Below are 15,028 nucleotides of genomic sequence, written 5' to 3' on the forward strand. Positions count from 1 at the left end.
TGTGGTGCCGTCGCTGTCATCGCATGCTTCGGTGCGTGAAAACTCAAGACGACTTCACTGAGGCCGCCGTCACCTTGCCGGTCAGGGTGCGCGATCTGTTGCCCCAGGATCTTCCGGCGTGCACATGGTCGGGCTCGGGCACCCATCTGAGCCACGTGGAACGGGCCCTGGAGCGCGCTGGGGCGGGTGAGGTGGAATACCTGGCTGTCTGCACTCCTGCGGATCTGCCGGTGGCGATCGGCGGTATCGACTACCAAGTCGCCGAGGGAGCCGGAACCCTGTGGCAGCTCGCCGTACTGCCGGCGCTGCAGACTGCGGCCTGGGGACACTGCTCGTCCTAGCAGCCGAGCAACGGATCCGGGACCGCGGGCTGCGCAGGGCCGCACTCGCTGTAGAGGAGGACAACCCCCGGGCGCGCGCCTTGTATGAGCGCCTCGGCTATGTCGCATACGGCCGTGAGCCGGACGCCTGGGACGAGGAAGGACCCGACGGGTCGATCCGTCGCCACGAGACGATGTGCGTTCTCCTGCGCAAGAGCCTCTGAACCCGCCGCAGCGGCACTTCCTCAGCGGGGGCGGCGGCCGGGACGGCCCTCGGGCAGGCCGCGAGTGCACCAGTCGAAGCGCGCTGATCGCGGTGTCGTGGGCCCTACTTCCTGCCGCCGGCGGCCGTGTTCGAGCAGCCCCGACTGCGCATACCAGCAGCCCTGTTGCCTGCTTCCGGAGCGGTTGGCACGACGGTCCGGCTCATGAACGGCCCGGACAAGGCCGTTCGCCTCGTGGTGGGCCTGCTTTCCGCGCTGACTCTGCGGGGCACGGCGTCCACACGCCGGGTTCAGGGGCCCTCTCACACAGAATCCGGGCTCAGGGGCAGATGTAGACGCGGTTGCCCGGGGGGACGAGGTCGTCGGGACCCCCGTGGAACCAGTTGCTGTTGTCGTAGAGAAGCTTGTAGACGTTGATGCCGAAGCTTGCCGAGTACTGGGAGAAGGTGTCTCCGGGCCGCGAGGTGATCTGGCTGCAGGCCGCCGGCTGTGCGGTGACCTGAGGCGCCGCCCCTTCGGAGGCCTCAGCGGCGGCGCCGGTCAGAGCACCGAGCCCGATTCCTACGGCCACACCGACGGACGCGACGACTCGACGTGCACGCATGATCTTCCCCTCGCGACGGGCTGGGCAACACGGTCGCGGTCACGCTCGCACATCGCACAAGGCGAAGCAACGGTGACAACGGGCCATGGCGACCCTGCCTGTGACCGACCGGGGGTTGGCGGCTTTGGGCCTGACCGCCCGGCTCCGGGAGGGCCATAATGGCCAGTACATGACATTGGAGGCTGCTGTGGCTCGCACGCGTTCCTACCGCCTCGCGCACGTCACTGTCCACGCCGTCGTCCTCCTGGCCCTGCTCCTGGGCTGGACCACCGTCCTCGGTCCGGTGGCGGACGCCGCGCCGCGAGAGAGGCCGGCCGCGCTCGCGGTGCGCGGCGGCGACACCCTGTACAGCGCGGGCTCCCGGTGCACCGTCGGGTTCAACGCCCGTTCCGGATCCGCCGAGTACGCGCTGTTGTCGGGCCGGTGTGCGCAGACGGGCGGCACCTCCTGGTATGCCGACGCCGCCCTCACCGTCCCCGTCGGAGTCACCGCCGGAGGCAGCTTCCCCGGCAACGACTACGCGACCGTCCGGTACACCGGCACGGCGGTCGCCCGTCCGGGCGAGGTCTCCCTGGGCGCCGGGGCGGGCACCCGTGACATCACCGCCGCGGCCCAGCCCGTCGTCGGCCAGTCGGTCTGCCACGTCGGACGCACGACCGGCCTCCGCTGCGGGACCGTCCAGGCGGTCAACCTCACGGTGAACTACGGCGGAGGAAGCGTGAGCGGCCTCTTCCGGTCCAGTGCCTGCTCCGAACCAGGAGACGTGGGCGGCCCTGCCTTCTCCGGCACCACCGCGCTCGGCATCATCGTCGCCGGCAGCGGCAACTGCAGCTCGGGAGGCTTCACCTACTACCAGCCGGTGGTCGAGTGGCTGTCGGCGTACGGACTGAGCATCTACTGAGCGACGTCACCGAAGTGCGGAGCGCTGGACGAAGGTGGCCTCGTCCCCCTCCCGGGGGGCGCAGTCGACCGCCCCGCCTCTGCCGGGCCCGCCCATGGGCGGTACCACGCTGACCCTTGCAGAAGGCGGCGGTGGCGCCGCACCTGTCGCGGTCCGCCACCGCGGCCCGGCCCACGGCTCCTGCCTGGACGCGCTCAGGTGGAGGCGCGGACGACGGTGCCCACAACGAGCGTGGCCAGCATCTCCCGCAGGGCGGTCACGAAGTCCATCTGCAGCAGCACGGCACCGGCGCCCTGAGTCGTATGGTGACCCCGATCGCCGCACGCCTGCTTATGGGCTCGGCCGAGGGTGCGGCCTGGCCCTCCCTGTACGCGGCGACCAGCCCGTACGCTCGGACGGGCCAGTTCATCGGCCCCGCCGGACGGGACCAGACCTCCGGCACGCCCAAGCCCGCGAAGCTCCCCCCGGGCGCCGACGACCCCGCGGAGGGCAGGCGGCTGTGGACGGCGAGCGAACAGCTCACAGGTGCCCCCTTCGACCCCGAAGCCGAGGCCGCCCTCTAGGGTCCGTCAGCACGCCGGGTGATCTCGTCCGACCGTCCAGCAGCCTGGCGTTCGGGTCACGCGCAGCTGTGGGCACCGGGTTCTGAAAGAGCTCGGGCGCGAGGAAGGCGGCTCCGGGGGCCTTCGCGCAAGGGCCGCTCGAGGCTCCGCCCACGGCGGGGTGTCGTCCATCAGCGGCAGCAACTTCCGAGCAGGCGTCGCTTCCTCTGCCCGTACGGAGGGGGGCGACGCTCTCGATGACCGTTCGGCTCCGCCCGTCGGACGCTACCTGGCCTGGTCACGGCGAGCGGTGCCGAAACGGCGCTGATAGGCGGTCGGGGAGATGGACACCTCCCGCGCGAAGACACGGCGCATGCTCTCGTAGCTCGGGAAGCCGGCCAAGGACGCCGCCTGCGTCGCGGTGTGCCCCTGGTCGAGCAGTGACTTCGCGATGTCGAACCGGATCGACTCGACGTACCGGGCGGGCGTGGTGCCGAGCTCCTCCCGGAACAGCCTCGTGAGATGGCGGGTACTGACGCTGAGGTGCCCGGCCAGTTCGGCGAGGGAGTAGGCCCCGGAGGGTTCCGCCGTGACCAGGTCGACGACCCTGCGCAGGGCCGGCGACCGAGGCGGCGGGCCCTGCAGCGGAGCGGAGAACTGGGACTGGCCACCCGCCCGTTGCAGATAGACGACCAGGGATCGGGCCACCTCCCGGCTCACCTCGGGACCGTGGTCCTCCTCGACGAGGGCCAGCGCGAGGTCGATGCCCGCGGTGACACCCGCCGAGGTGTACGTCGTACCGTCACGCACGTAGATGGCGTCGGGTTCGACTCGGGCCTTGGGGTGCCGGGCGGCGAGTTCGCCCGCGAGCTTCCAGTGGGTGGTCGCCCGCTTGCCGTCGAGCAACCCCGACGCACCGAGGACGAAGGCACCGGAGCACACGGAGGCGACCCGGCCGGCACGGGCGGCCAGATCCTTGGCTGCCTCGGCGAGGTCGCGTGCGACAGGGGTGCGGGGATGGACGTCGCCGCCCGGCATCAGGAACGTGCCGGGGTCCGGCTCCGCGGCGGCGCTGCCGTCGACCGCGATCCGCATGCCGATCGAGGAGGCGATGCCGTCGCCCGTCGTCGAGACCAGCGAGATCCGGTAATCGGCACCGAGTGAATTCGCCTCCCCGAACACCTCGGCGGGTCCGGCGACGTCCAGCAGCTTGACGCCGTCGTAGACGAGGACCGCCACATGATGCGCGCCGGTACTCACCGGCCCATCCTGAGGTGACCGGATTCGGGTGGTTCGTAACCGGACCGGCGCAGCGCCGAGGGCCGCACGGTCGGCACCGTGGAGGCGGGACACACGGTCCACTCGTAGCACCTCGCATCGGAAAGCACGCACGTCATGACCGACATCATCGCAGGAGTGGAAGTACCCGAAACCCTCGGCTGCGGCCGAGGCCACCGACTTCCTGCGGGAGCGAACGAATCCCCTGATCTTCCACCACTCACGGCGGGTCCTTCTCTTCGGTTCCCTTCACACACATGCACTGGGTCTCCGACCCGATCCCGAATCGCTCTACATCTCGGCGACCACGCCGGCTCCGTGGTCCTCCTCGACCAGGGCGAGCGCCATGTGGATCCCCGCGGTCACGCCCGCCGATGTGCTGAGGTGCCGGTCTGCCAGTCCCTGCGGCCGGGGGCCGGGAACGACCAGCGTGTGCGCGTTCTCGGGCAGCTCCTCCAGGGAGGCGTCGACGCGGATGCGCAGTCCGCAGGACGTCACGACGTCGTGGCTGTTCGGGGAGACGACCCGTACGTCGTACCGGGGGCCGGAGCGGTTGGCCGCCGTGAGGACCTCGAGGGGCCCGGCCACGTGCAGGAGCTGCACCTGGTCGACGGCCACGATCACGACGACGCCGCCGCTGTCCGGACGCGCTACTCCGCCCACGGCGAGTCGAGGATGGTGCGCACGAAGTCTCCCCGCTGGAACCCGGGCACGTAGTGCTCGAGCACGTCGGCCTTGACGTTGCCGAAGGTGGTCTCGGGCCTCGGGCGAATGCCGTCGGTGAAGGCGGTCAGGATGCGCCGCTTGAAGTCGGGGCGGGGATGCAAGTCGACGACGTCCTGGCGGTCCCTGTCGGAGACGTCCGCGTACCCGATGCCGAGAACGTCGTACTCGACCCCCGCCGTGACCAGTGCGACCTCCGGTTCCATGAACTCGGGGATGCCGGGTGTGGTGTGGAGCGCGATCGCCGTCCACACCCGCCGCACGCTGTCCTCGGGCACGCCGTGCGACTGCAGGAAACGACGGGCCTCGTCGGCGCTGTCGACCTCGAACCGTCTCCCGCTGGAACGGAACTGCTCGTTCAGGCCGAGGTCGTGGAACATGGCTCCGATGTACAGAAGCTCCGGGTCGAAGCCGAGGTCCCGGTTGCGCCCCTGGAGGCTGCCGAAGAAGTACACGCGGCGGGAGTGGTGGTAGATGAGCTCGCTGGTGTTGTCACGGACCAGTTCCGTAGCTTCGCGCGCCAGCTTGGTGCCGGGCACGCGGATTCCGGCCGTGAGGGTCGTGTCCGCAGTCATGGCGTGTCACCTTTCGGAGTGGGGGATGCTGTGCCGGCCCTACCGGCGTCTCACCAGTGTTCGTCGCCGGGTAGCACACGCGCCATGTCCGGAGAGCCATGTGTCCCACGGATACGGACATCACCGCGGTCGATGGCTCTGGTGGGGTTCGGACAGGCCTGCTCGTCGCGGCGGGGTCGTGAGCCGATCACTACCACCGGCGATCGGAGATAGCCGATCGACAGCGTCTCAGGGGCAACGACTGCTACGTCGTCGCGACGGCGGTCCGCCAGGTGCTGCGACTCCAGTCCGCAGCCCTGCCCGCTCAGTCGACTGTCTTGATCACCCGGGCGGGCACTCCGGCGACTACGGTGTTGGCAGGAACATCACGAGTGACCACCGCGCCTGCCGCGACCACCGCACCGGTACCGATGGTGACTCCCTGCGTGACCACGGCAGCCGTCCCGATCCAGACGTCGTCCTCGATGACGATCGGGGCGAACGAGAGGTACTCGCGGCGTTCGGTCCGAGGTAGTGGATGGCCTCCGGTGATGAGACTGACCTTCGGGGCGATCATGACGCCGTTGCCGATCTGGATACCGCCCTTGTCCATGAAGGTGCATCCCTGGTTGACGAAGACGTTCTCCCCGAACGATGTGTTCAGTCCGTACTCGGTGAAGAACGGGGGATAGATCACGACCGACTCGGGCAGCGGGCCGCCGAACACAACTGCGAGTAGTTTCGTGCGTCCTTCGCTGTCGCTGAACGGAAGCCCGTTCAGTCGAGACGTCGCGTCGGTCACCTCCACGATCCGGTCTGCATGACGCCTGAACGCGGGCGTCTTGACGTACATGACTTGCTCTGTGCGAGTGGACATGTGCTGATCCCATCACCGCGCAGCGCGCTGAATCAAACAACTCCATGCCACGCATGCACAACCAGCAGTTGTGCATGCGGGCCGTAGGTTCCCGGCTGGAGAGGGAGGGACGGGTCTGCCGGCCACACAGCACATAGGTCTGGGCGTGCGTGTGTGACGATCGGGTCGTCGTCCGGGGCCCGCAGGTCTGTAGGTTCCGCAGGGGCGTGGGGGATCGCCCGGAGAGTCAAGGAGGGGCGCGGGGGATGGGCAGTGGGGAACACCGCGACTGCTGATCGGCAATGACGATGAGGCCGCGCTGGCGCGGCCCGCCGGCGGCCGGTGGGCAGGTCGGTGCTCAGGCCCCAGGAGTCGGTGCCGGCAGGCCGCCCGCAGCATCTCGGGTTCCGGCCGTGACGCGGACGGTCGGTACGCGCCTCAGCGGACCCGCTTGCTCTCCGCCGGTCCGAGGTACGTCTCCGGCAGGCCGCCCGTGTCGATCAGCAGCCGTTGTACGACCACCGTGGGATCCACCGCCCACAACTTCAGGCGGTGGGTGCCTGGACCCGCGAGCCGATGACGCGTCGCCGTGCGGTTGACGTTGTCGGAGGTGTTGCGCGCCCACTGCATGTTCATGGTCATGTCGTCGGAGCCCGTCGCGGTGACGATGTCGACCGTCCGGGGCGGTGCGTCGTCGAAGGAGACCGCGTAGCGCAGTCCGCCGCCCGTCGCCAGGGCCGGGTTGCGGGGGGACACCTCCGCCCAGACCGTGACCTCTCCGCCCGGCCCTGCGGTCAGCAGCGTCACCTCGTACTCCAGGCGGGCGGACGTGGCCCGCCCCGGGACCTGCGTCGGCGCCGTGACCGGCCACAGGGTCATACCCGACGTCGTACGGCCGATGCCGTCCAGGCGGCGCCAGGTGCCGACCGCGCGGTCGTGGTGTTCCGCGTCGACCGCCACGTAGCCGCCCGCTTCGACGAAGCCCCGCAGGCCTCGCCGGGACGGCACGCGTGCGGTGCAGCTCACGGTCACCGATGCGCCCGCGCCGGTGACCGTGAGGGTGGCCCGTGCCGCGTCCCGTGGGACGCGCGTGAAGTCGACTCGGGCCTCCAGCCGCACCTGTTGCCGTACCCGGCCCCGGGGCCGGTCCACCGTGAGCCAGGGGGCGGAGGTCTCCACCCGGTAGTCGAAGGGGACACTGCCCCGGTTGAAGATCTCCACATACTGCTGCGGGCGGGTCTGGTACGGACTGAACTCGGGCAGTTCCGCCTGTCTGCCGCCTGCCCCGCCCGGCCACCACAGGCCCGCGTCCTCCGCCCCGTCCACGCACACGCCCAAGACGGCCGCCGCGGGCACCTCGATGCGCCGCACCGCCGGGAACAGCACGTCCGGCAGGGCTACGTCGTCCTTCTCCGGCTGCTGCCAGGGGGCGTTGGGACCGTAGCGGTCCACGTCGCCGTAGCCGATGTGCGGCTGAGTCTGGAAACCCGCCCACTTCCCGTGCGCCACGCGCGAGTTGAAGTGGTCGGCCAGGGCGAGGTCCTGGGCCAGTCCGTCCTCCGCCCGCCGGGCCTGGTCGTTGGTCGCGGCCCGGCCCTGGGCGGCGTAGAGGAGGTTGGTGAACTCCGCCCTACGCAGGGCGTACAGGTTGGCGGTGGCCGCGACCTCGTAGCCGACCAGCTCGAACCATGCGTCCTGGAGCCGTGCGGGCAGGCTCCGCGCCACGCGGTCCGCCTTCTTCGCCAGGTCCTGCCACTCCTGGGTGACCCGCTCGAGCTCCCGGTGGGCGAAGTAGTAGGGCGTCTGCCGGTCGTCGTACACGACCTCGCCGTCGCGCACGGTGATACGCCGGTTGAGCAACTCCGGCTTGCGTCGGGCCTGGAGGCGGCCGTACGCCGAGAGGATCCCGGCCACCGTCTCGGCGGCACCCTCGCCGAAGTTCTGGCGGGCGTAGCGCCGCTCCCACTCCCGCAGCCGCTCCTGCGGCCAACGCTCCGGGTCCCAGGCGTAGGTGAGGAAGAACTCCGTGGGCAGCTCGTTGCCCTTGAGGTCCCCGACGTTGACCACCCACAGGCCGTGGTTGCCGTAGGCATGCGCCTGGTGGAGCTGGTCCCAGGTGTTGGTGAGGTTGGCGGTGTCGACCCACTTGTAGTTGCGGCCGACGCCTACGTAGTCGAAGTGGTAGTAGAGACCGTAGCCGCCGCCGCGGGGCGGCGCGGCGGGGTCGGGATGCTTGCGGATGTTGCCCCAGTTGTCGTCGGTGAGGACGACCGTGACGTCGTCGGGAGCGCGCAGCCCGCGGTCCCAGTAACGCTGGACCTCCTTGTAGAGGGTCCACACCTGAGGGGTTTCCTCGGCCGGCCGTCCGGTCACCGCCTCGATGATGCGGCGCTGCTCCGCGATGATCTCCCGCATCAGCTCGATGCCGTCGCCGTCGGGGAGGCTGGTGTCACCGTTGCCGCGCATGCCGAGGGTGACCACTCCCTCGAAGCCTTGGTCGACCATGCGCTGCACACCGGCCCGCCAGTACTTCCTGATCGCCTCGGCGTTGCGCACGTACGACCACTCGCCGGTGCCGCCGTAGGGGTCGTGGCCCTCGGTGACGATCGCGCCGGAGGCGTCGCGCACGGCGGGGGTGGCGTGCCGGTTCCACTCCTCGATACCGCGCATCATCGGCGCCTCGTGGGAGGTGCCCATGACGATGCCGTACTCCGCGGCGCGCCGGTGGTTGTCGGGGTCGTCCTCGGCGAAGGCCCGGCCCCAGACCGCTGGCCAGAGGTAGTTGGCCTTGAGGCGGAGCAGGAGTTCGAAGACCTTGGTGTAGAAGTCGGCGGTGAAGCCGCCCGGGTGGCCCTCGGCCTTGCCGGGGCCGAAGTACGTGGGAGCCCAGGTGCCGAGCGCCGGGTTCTCGTCGTTGATGAACACCCCCCGGTACTTCACGGCCGGGGTGCCCTGCGTGTGGCGGCCCGGGAGGATCCAGACGCGGTCGCGGCGGACCGGCGGTACGTCGTCCCACCAGTACCAGGGGGAGACACCCATGCCGTACGAGACGTCATAGGCGCCGAAGATCGTGCCGCGCGGGTCGCTGCCCGCGATGACCAGGGTCTGCTCGACCCCGGGCATCGGGTGGTCCACCACCGTCTGCAACGAGGTCTCCCAACGGCCGCGCACACCCGTGACGTCCAACTTCCCGGAGGTCACCAGGGAGTCGACGAGCCGGCTGCGACCGAGGGTGCCGACCAGCACGGCGAAGCGGGCGACCGTGGTGCCGGGACGCACCCCGGTGACGCGCGCGATGTCGGCGCGCAGGTCCGCTGCCGCCCGCACGACTCCCGGGTGGTCGTCGTCGCTCACCAGGACCGGGGCGCCGACCAGGGGGAATGCACCCGGGTGCGGGCGGTGGGCGGCGAGGGAGACGTACGCCCCCGGGTCCGTCGTCCGCAGGCCGGTCCCATCCCCGTCACCCGCCGCCGACGCGGACGGTGCCGGCAGCGCGACGGCCGACGAGACCGCGGGCAGCGCGGCCAGCCCGACCCCGAGGACAGCCCTGCGACTGACGTGCGCAGACATGACACACCCCTCTCACCTCTCATTTGAAAAGCGGCATGACAAATAGTGGGGGCCGTGACTACCGGGGAACAGGGGGCGAACAGTCCGAATAGTTTCGACCGCCCTGACGGCTCCGTGAGGTTCATGCGCTACTTGTGGCGATGACGGATCGCCGTTCGCACGGGTAGTCCCTGCCGTCGTCAGATGACGTGCCCAGCGGGGAGGCAAGGTGGCCGGCGTCAGAAAGGCCCGTGACATCAACCATTTGAGGCTCCAGTGCACGAGGAGGCGACCGGCTTCCTGACCCTGTGTCGGGTCGATGCAGCGGACGGAGAATTCGTCAAGTAACGGTCACCTTCGTACTGGTAACAAACGCCCACGGCGAGGCCTCCCGTTTTCGGCCCTCTCCAAGGGGCCAGGAGGCAAGGGGCGAGTGCGGGGTAGGCGGGTAGGTATGGATGGCACACGACTTCGATAGGGCGAGCAGAGTTCACAGGAGACCCGGGCCCGGGGAACGATGCGGATCTGGCGGTGGGCCAGGTGGGCGGCCCTGGTCCTCACGGCCAGTTGGGCGGTGAGCTGGATCGCCAATCTCGTACAGGGCGAGCAGGGCTGGGATCTGTGGTGGCCTCTGGCCAGTACCGTCATCTGGACCGCGCTGACCGTGCACGGCTTCAGGACGTACCGCCGGATCAGGACAAGGACTCTGCCGGCTCTTACCGGCCGCCCGTCTGCCTGATCATCTCAGCTGGCCGGCCCGTAGGCGCCCGGCACGGCAGGCACACTGCCGACGTGCGCACCCTCTGCTCGGTCTACCGGCCCCAGCCGCCACAGCGGCGGCGGGGAGAAGGCACTGATGAAGCTAGGCTGGAAGGTCCTCATCCCGCACCGGTCCCCGATGGGTGGACCCCTGCACGCGGCCCAGCGTGCCGCAGTCGTCGACTCGGCCCGCACCAGCGGTGGCCTGGTCCTCGAGGACGACTACGACGGGGAGTTCGCTACGACCGGGAGAGCGTCCTCGACCAGCTCACGCTCGCCGACTTCATCGCGTGCGGTCAGTACGACCGGCACGTCCGGCGCATGCGTCAGCGCTACCGGCGGCGCCGCGACCAGCTCGTTTCCGCCCTCGCCGAACGGCCCCACGCATCACGGTCACCGGTATCGCGGCTGGCCTGCACGCGGTGCTTCGGCAGCCGTCCGGCACGGAGGGCGTCCGTGGTCAAGGCCGCGGCCTGGCAGGGGATCGCGCTGGACGGCCTCTCCGAGTTCCGCCCTCCACGTGCCACCGTACCGACCGGTGACGGTCTGGTCATCGGCTGCGCCACGCCGGCGGAGCACGCCTACCGGGCGGCACTCGAAGCCTTGCTGAGGGCCCTGCCGCCCGCCGACGCCTGAGCCCTGTTCCAGGGGGAGGTTCGGGCACGACGGCAGGACGGCAGGACGGCAGGACGGCATTACGGCAGTGACCGAAGCGGGCTCGTGTCACTGCTGTGTCCGACACACCGGTTCGCTCCGACGGCGTACACCCGGTAGTCCGGCCCGACCCATCGGGTGACAGCGGCGGTGGCCGCGCGTGCCGACGGCCTCGGCACGCCGTCCGCGAGGTCGGCTTCGAAACGTGTGCACTGCACCGGTACTTGTCCGTTCGCCCCGTTGCCATCGTCGTCGCGTCCGGAAACGAGAGCCACCGCGGCTGCTTCCTTGAGCAGGCCGTAACCGCCGCCTATGACGCGTGCTGCTCACCGGCACCGAACTTCGGCGGTCCGATGCCTATCGCGCGACAGCGCGCAGGTGTACGTTCTCGGGCCGACGGGTTTTGGGAGCGCTCCCATCCGACTGTGTCCGCTTCGTACGAGGAGGAACGCATTGAAACGCATCTTGGCCCTTCTGGCGACCTGTGCGACGGCCGTCGGCCTCACCACGCTCGCCGGGCCCTCGGCGCAGGCGGCCACCGGCTGCAGGGTCGACTACACGATCACCAGTCAGTGGCAGGGCGGCTTCCAGGCCGGCGTGAAGATCACGAATCTCGGAGACCCCGTCAGCGGGTGGAACCTCCAGTTCGCCATGCCGGATGCCGGGCAGAAGGTCGTCCAGGGTTGGAACGCGACCTGGTCGCAGTCCGGCTCCACGGTCAGCGCCGCCGGTACCGGCTGGAACAGCACGCTGCCGACCGGCGCTTCGGCCGATCTGGGATTCGTGGGGTCTTTCACGGGGTCCAATCCGAAGCCCGCTTCCTTCACGCTCAACGGCGTCACCTGCACAGGGTCCGTCACCGATCCGCCGACGGACCCCCCGACCGACCCCCCTGCGGCCGGCACGCCGGTGGCCACGAACGGCCAACTGCGCGTCTGCGGCGTGAACCTGTGCAACCAGTACAACCGCCCCGTACAGCTGCGCGGTATGAGCACGCACGGCATCCAGTGGTTCGCCAAGTGCTACAACGGCGCCTCCCTGGACGCCCTCGCCGAGGACTGGAAGTCGGACCTGTTCCGCGTCGCCATGTACGTGCAGGAGCAGGGCTACGAGACCGACCCCGCAGGCTTCACCAGCCGGGTGAACGGCCTCGTCGACATGGCCGAGGCCCGCGGCATGTACGCGGTGATCGACTTCCACACGTTGACGCCGGGTGACCCGAACTACAACCTCGACCGTGCGAAGACGTTCTTCTCGTCCGTGGCCGCCCGCAACGCGGACAAGAAGAACGTGATCTACGAGATCGCCAACGAGCCCAACGGCGTGAGCTGGACGGCCATCAAGAACTACGCCGAGCAGGTCATTCCGGTCATTCGGGCCGCCGACCCGGACGCCGTCATCATCGTCGGTACCCGCGGCTGGTCCTCGCTGGGTGTCTCGGACGGGTCCAACGAGAGCGAGGTGGTCAACAACCCCGTGAACGCGACCAACATCATGTACGCGTTCCACTTCTATGCCGCGAGCCACAAGGACAACTACCGCGCGGCAGTGAGCCGAGCCGCCTCGCGACTGCCCCTGTTCGTGTCCGAGTTCGGAACGGTGAGCGCGACCGGCGGTGGTGCGATGGACCGGGCGAGCAGCATCGCGTGGCTGGACCTCCTCGACCAGCTGAAGATCAGCTACGCGAACTGGACGTACTCCGACGCCAACGAGGGCAGCGCGGCGTTCAAGCCGGGCACCTGCAACGGCAGCGACTACAGCAGCAGTGGTGTGCTGACCGAGTCCGGGGCGCTGATCAAGGGCCGCATCAGCACCGCTGACAACTTCCCGACCAGCTGATCCCCGACAGGGCTCCGGGTGCGCCCGCAGCCCTGTCGGTGTCTGGGAGCGCTCCCGGCGTCAGCGGAAACTTCGGGCTCCCGGCCGTCACCGGGCAGCCCAGCCGTCGATCGCCGGGAGTCCTTTCCGGGGGTGCGGTGGAAGTGTCGGCGCAGCGTGGTGGCGGTGCCCATCCGGCCATCCCGGTGACGGGGCAGGACGGCCCGGTGCCGCACGGCCGATGGCCCGGTCGGCCGCCTCCCAGCGAACGTGTGCTCCATCCGCCCCATGCTCCGCGGCGCGGCCCCGGTACGGAAGCGGTCCACTGCCCACTGGTTCGTTCCGGCCGACCTGACCGGTCATACTGGTCCAAAGAGGACCAAATGCCCGGGCGAGTTCGCGGAGGCGCAGCGGATGCAGCACCACGCCAGGAACGGTGCCGACCACACGGGAGACGCCGAGCAGGAGCCGGACACGTACGACGACGTGGAGCCGTACGACGAGGAGGTCGAGGAGCCGTACGCCGAGGAGGTCGAGGAGCCGCTCGACGAGGACGTGGAGGAGGCGGCGGCCGCGGTCCGGGAGGGCGGTGCGCCGTACGAGCGGAGTCCCGACGTCTTCCTGGACGTCCCCCAGCTCAAGGTCGACGAGATCGATCTCGAAGTGGAGGATCTGCGGGCCCGCGTCTCCCTCCAGGCCGAGGTACTCGACCTGCTCAAACTGAACGTGGGCGCCGACGTCGCGCTCGGCAAGGTCCATCTCGGCATCTCGGGGGTGGAGGCACAGGCCCAGCTGAGGGTTCGGTTGGACAACGTCGCACTGATCATCAACCGCGTCCTCACCACGCTCGACCGCAATCCGCAGATCCTGGAGGAGCTGGCCCGCGGTGCCGCATCCGCCGTACGGGACGTCGGAGAGGGCGCGGGATCGGCCGTTCAGGACATCGGAGAGGGCGTCGGCTCCGCGGTCGAGGACGCCGGCAGCGGCCTGGGGCAGGCCACCGGGGCTGTCGGACAAGGCGTCGGGGAGGCGATCGACGACGTCGGCGGGAGCGCGGGCGAAGCCGTCGGAGAGGCGGGCAGGGCAGCGAGCCGGGCCGTGGACGACGTCGGCGACGCGACCGGGGAGGTCGGCCGGGCCGTCGGGCGGACGGCCGAGCAGGCCGGCAGCAGTGCCGGGCGCACCGCGCAGCGCACCGACGAGGCGGTCGACCCGGGCGGCAGGAGCGTAGCCGACGCGGCGTCCGGAAGCGGGGAGAAGGTGCGCAGAACGACCTCTCGGGCGGGTGCGACCGCTGGGGCATCGGGCCGGACGGCAGCGCGGCGGACGGCCGGGCGGACCGGTGAGGGCTCCGCGAGCGGAGGCTCCGCCGTGCGGCGGCGCCGCGCCAACGACAACGAGCCCGGCGCCCCGCGACCCACGGGGCGCCGCCGCGCCGAGAAGCGCGACGAGCCGCCGTGAAGGGACTCGCCGCCGCGCCCGGCCGCAGAGGCCTCCACCGGAGACTCCGGACCCGACGTCTCCTTCGACGCGGTCGTGAGCGGCGAGCGCCTCCGCTTCGAGGAGGCGCCGCGCACCCGGGTCTCCTTCCCCGGCACCGGAGCGCGCGAGTCGGTGTCCCGCAGTGCGCGGACCAACCTGCCCCGAAGGGTCAACCCCGGGTCCGAGTACCAGGACGTGACCGTGGGCTACCACCTCGCCAGCCGTCTGACCGGGGAGCCGGAGAACGGACGGGCGCAGCCGCCAGGGCAGGCACCGTAGGTCGGCCGTGCGGCCAGCCGGGGACAGGGATGTGCGGGTCCTTGCCGCGACCGTAGGTGGGGCACGGAATCCGCTGCGGCGAGGTGTGGGCGGCCGGTCGCAGCCAGCAGGTGCTGTCGATGGCCAGGACCAGCCGGCCGTCGGCAGCCCGCGGCAGGGGCACTGCGGCCAGGGCCCGCCGCAGCCGGTCGGCATCGACTCGGCCGCGGGCTACCGCGGCGTAGAGCCCTCCATGACCACGGCGGTGAGCAACCCGGCGCCCCTGCGGGTCAGCTCCATGCAACCGAGTTCGTCCGTGCATGGGAGAGCGACGCGTCCGTGGCGGGCGACGGTCCAGGTGAGGAGCTTCTCGTTCGAGCCTCGACCAACTCGTCGACCAGTGTGGTGGCGTGTGTACCGGGCCGGAAACCGACCGTAGCGGCCTGGGCGTCGAGCGGGTCAGCAGGGCGGCGTGCCGGTGCCGGTGCCGGTGTCGAGGCAGAGCG

11 protein-coding genes and 3 pseudogenes are annotated in these 15,028 nt (G+C 70.3%); 7 read left to right on the forward strand and 7 right to left on the reverse strand.

All coding sequences use genetic code 11. The annotated features are described in order from the left end of the window. Positions 1-23 precede the first annotated feature (23 nt). Positions 24-544, forward strand: a pseudogene (locus tag ACZ6EG_RS29470) (GNAT family N-acetyltransferase). A gap of 319 nt (positions 545-863) precedes the next feature. Here the strand turns inward: ACZ6EG_RS29470 and ACZ6EG_RS29475 are convergent. Next, positions 864-1,148 carry a hypothetical protein gene (locus ACZ6EG_RS29475; protein WP_391971524.1) on the reverse strand — a complete coding sequence of 95 codons (285 nt, stop codon included), beginning with the start codon at positions 1,146-1,148 and terminating at the stop codon, positions 864-866. A 187-nt stretch (positions 1,149-1,335) separates the two neighbouring features. On the opposite strand from ACZ6EG_RS29475, the gene ACZ6EG_RS29480 reads away from it, so the two are divergent. Together ACZ6EG_RS29480 and ACZ6EG_RS29485 are read left to right on the forward strand one after the other, a co-directional pair. Then, entirely contained in the window at positions 1,336-2,049 is a 714-nt protein-coding gene (locus ACZ6EG_RS29480; protein WP_391971523.1) for a S1 family peptidase, read from the forward strand. Between the two features lie 302 nt (positions 2,050-2,351). Then, complete coding sequence (locus ACZ6EG_RS29485) at positions 2,352-2,612, forward strand: hypothetical protein (protein WP_469609044.1); 261 nt, start codon at positions 2,352-2,354, stop codon at positions 2,610-2,612. Positions 2,613-2,876: 264 nt separating this feature from the next. Here the strand turns inward: ACZ6EG_RS29485 and ACZ6EG_RS29490 are convergent, their stop codons facing one another. From ACZ6EG_RS29490 to ACZ6EG_RS29510, 5 genes are all read right to left on the reverse strand, one after another. Then, a complete protein-coding gene (locus tag ACZ6EG_RS29490; protein WP_391971520.1) occupies positions 2,877-3,851 on the reverse strand; it encodes a GlxA family transcriptional regulator in 975 nt (324 codons plus the stop codon). 309 nt (positions 3,852-4,160) lie between these two features. Next, a complete protein-coding gene (locus tag ACZ6EG_RS29495; RefSeq protein WP_391971519.1) occupies positions 4,161-4,532 on the reverse strand; it encodes a DJ-1/PfpI family protein in 372 nt (123 codons plus the stop codon). Further along, entirely contained in the window at positions 4,520-5,167 is a 648-nt protein-coding gene (locus ACZ6EG_RS29500) for an HD domain-containing protein (protein WP_391971518.1), read from the reverse strand. Before ACZ6EG_RS29500 ends, ACZ6EG_RS29495 begins: the two co-directional genes overlap by 13 nt. 304 nt (positions 5,168-5,471) lie before the next feature. After that, positions 5,472-5,999 carry a DapH/DapD/GlmU-related protein gene (locus tag ACZ6EG_RS29505; RefSeq protein ID WP_391971517.1) on the reverse strand — a complete coding sequence of 176 codons (528 nt, stop codon included), beginning with the start codon at positions 5,997-5,999 and terminating at the stop codon, positions 5,472-5,474. Positions 6,000-6,440: 441 nt separating this feature from the next. Next, the gene (locus ACZ6EG_RS29510) at positions 6,441-9,572 is read right to left on the reverse strand and encodes a glycosyl hydrolase 115 family protein (protein ID WP_469609049.1); all 3,132 of its coding nucleotides are present in this window, start codon (positions 9,570-9,572) and stop codon (positions 6,441-6,443) included. Between the two features lie 865 nt (positions 9,573-10,437). Here ACZ6EG_RS29510 and ACZ6EG_RS29515 point away from each other — a divergent pair. The 4 genes and pseudogenes from ACZ6EG_RS29515 to ACZ6EG_RS29530 all read left to right on the forward strand — a co-directional run. Further along, positions 10,438-10,946, forward strand: a pseudogene (locus ACZ6EG_RS29515) (PLP-dependent aminotransferase family protein); the annotation flags it as partial. A 471-nt stretch (positions 10,947-11,417) separates the two neighbouring features. Continuing rightward, the gene (locus tag ACZ6EG_RS29520; RefSeq protein WP_391971515.1) at positions 11,418-12,803 is read left to right on the forward strand and encodes a cellulase family glycosylhydrolase; all 1,386 of its coding nucleotides are present in this window, start codon (positions 11,418-11,420) and stop codon (positions 12,801-12,803) included. 393 nt (positions 12,804-13,196) lie between these two features. Further along, entirely contained in the window at positions 13,197-14,243 is a 1,047-nt protein-coding gene (locus tag ACZ6EG_RS29525; protein WP_469609052.1) for a hypothetical protein, read from the forward strand. Positions 14,244-14,318: 75 nt separating this feature from the next. Continuing rightward, positions 14,319-14,543, forward strand: a complete 225-nt coding sequence (locus tag ACZ6EG_RS29530) for a hypothetical protein (protein WP_391971513.1) — start codon at positions 14,319-14,321, stop codon at positions 14,541-14,543. Between the two features lie 7 nt (positions 14,544-14,550). Here the strand turns inward: ACZ6EG_RS29530 and ACZ6EG_RS29535 are convergent. Continuing rightward, a pseudogene (locus tag ACZ6EG_RS29535) lies at positions 14,551-14,790 on the reverse strand (transposase); the annotation flags it as partial. Positions 14,791-15,028 lie beyond the last annotated feature (238 nt).

Source organism: Streptomyces sp. NPDC041968, from assembly GCF_055589025.1.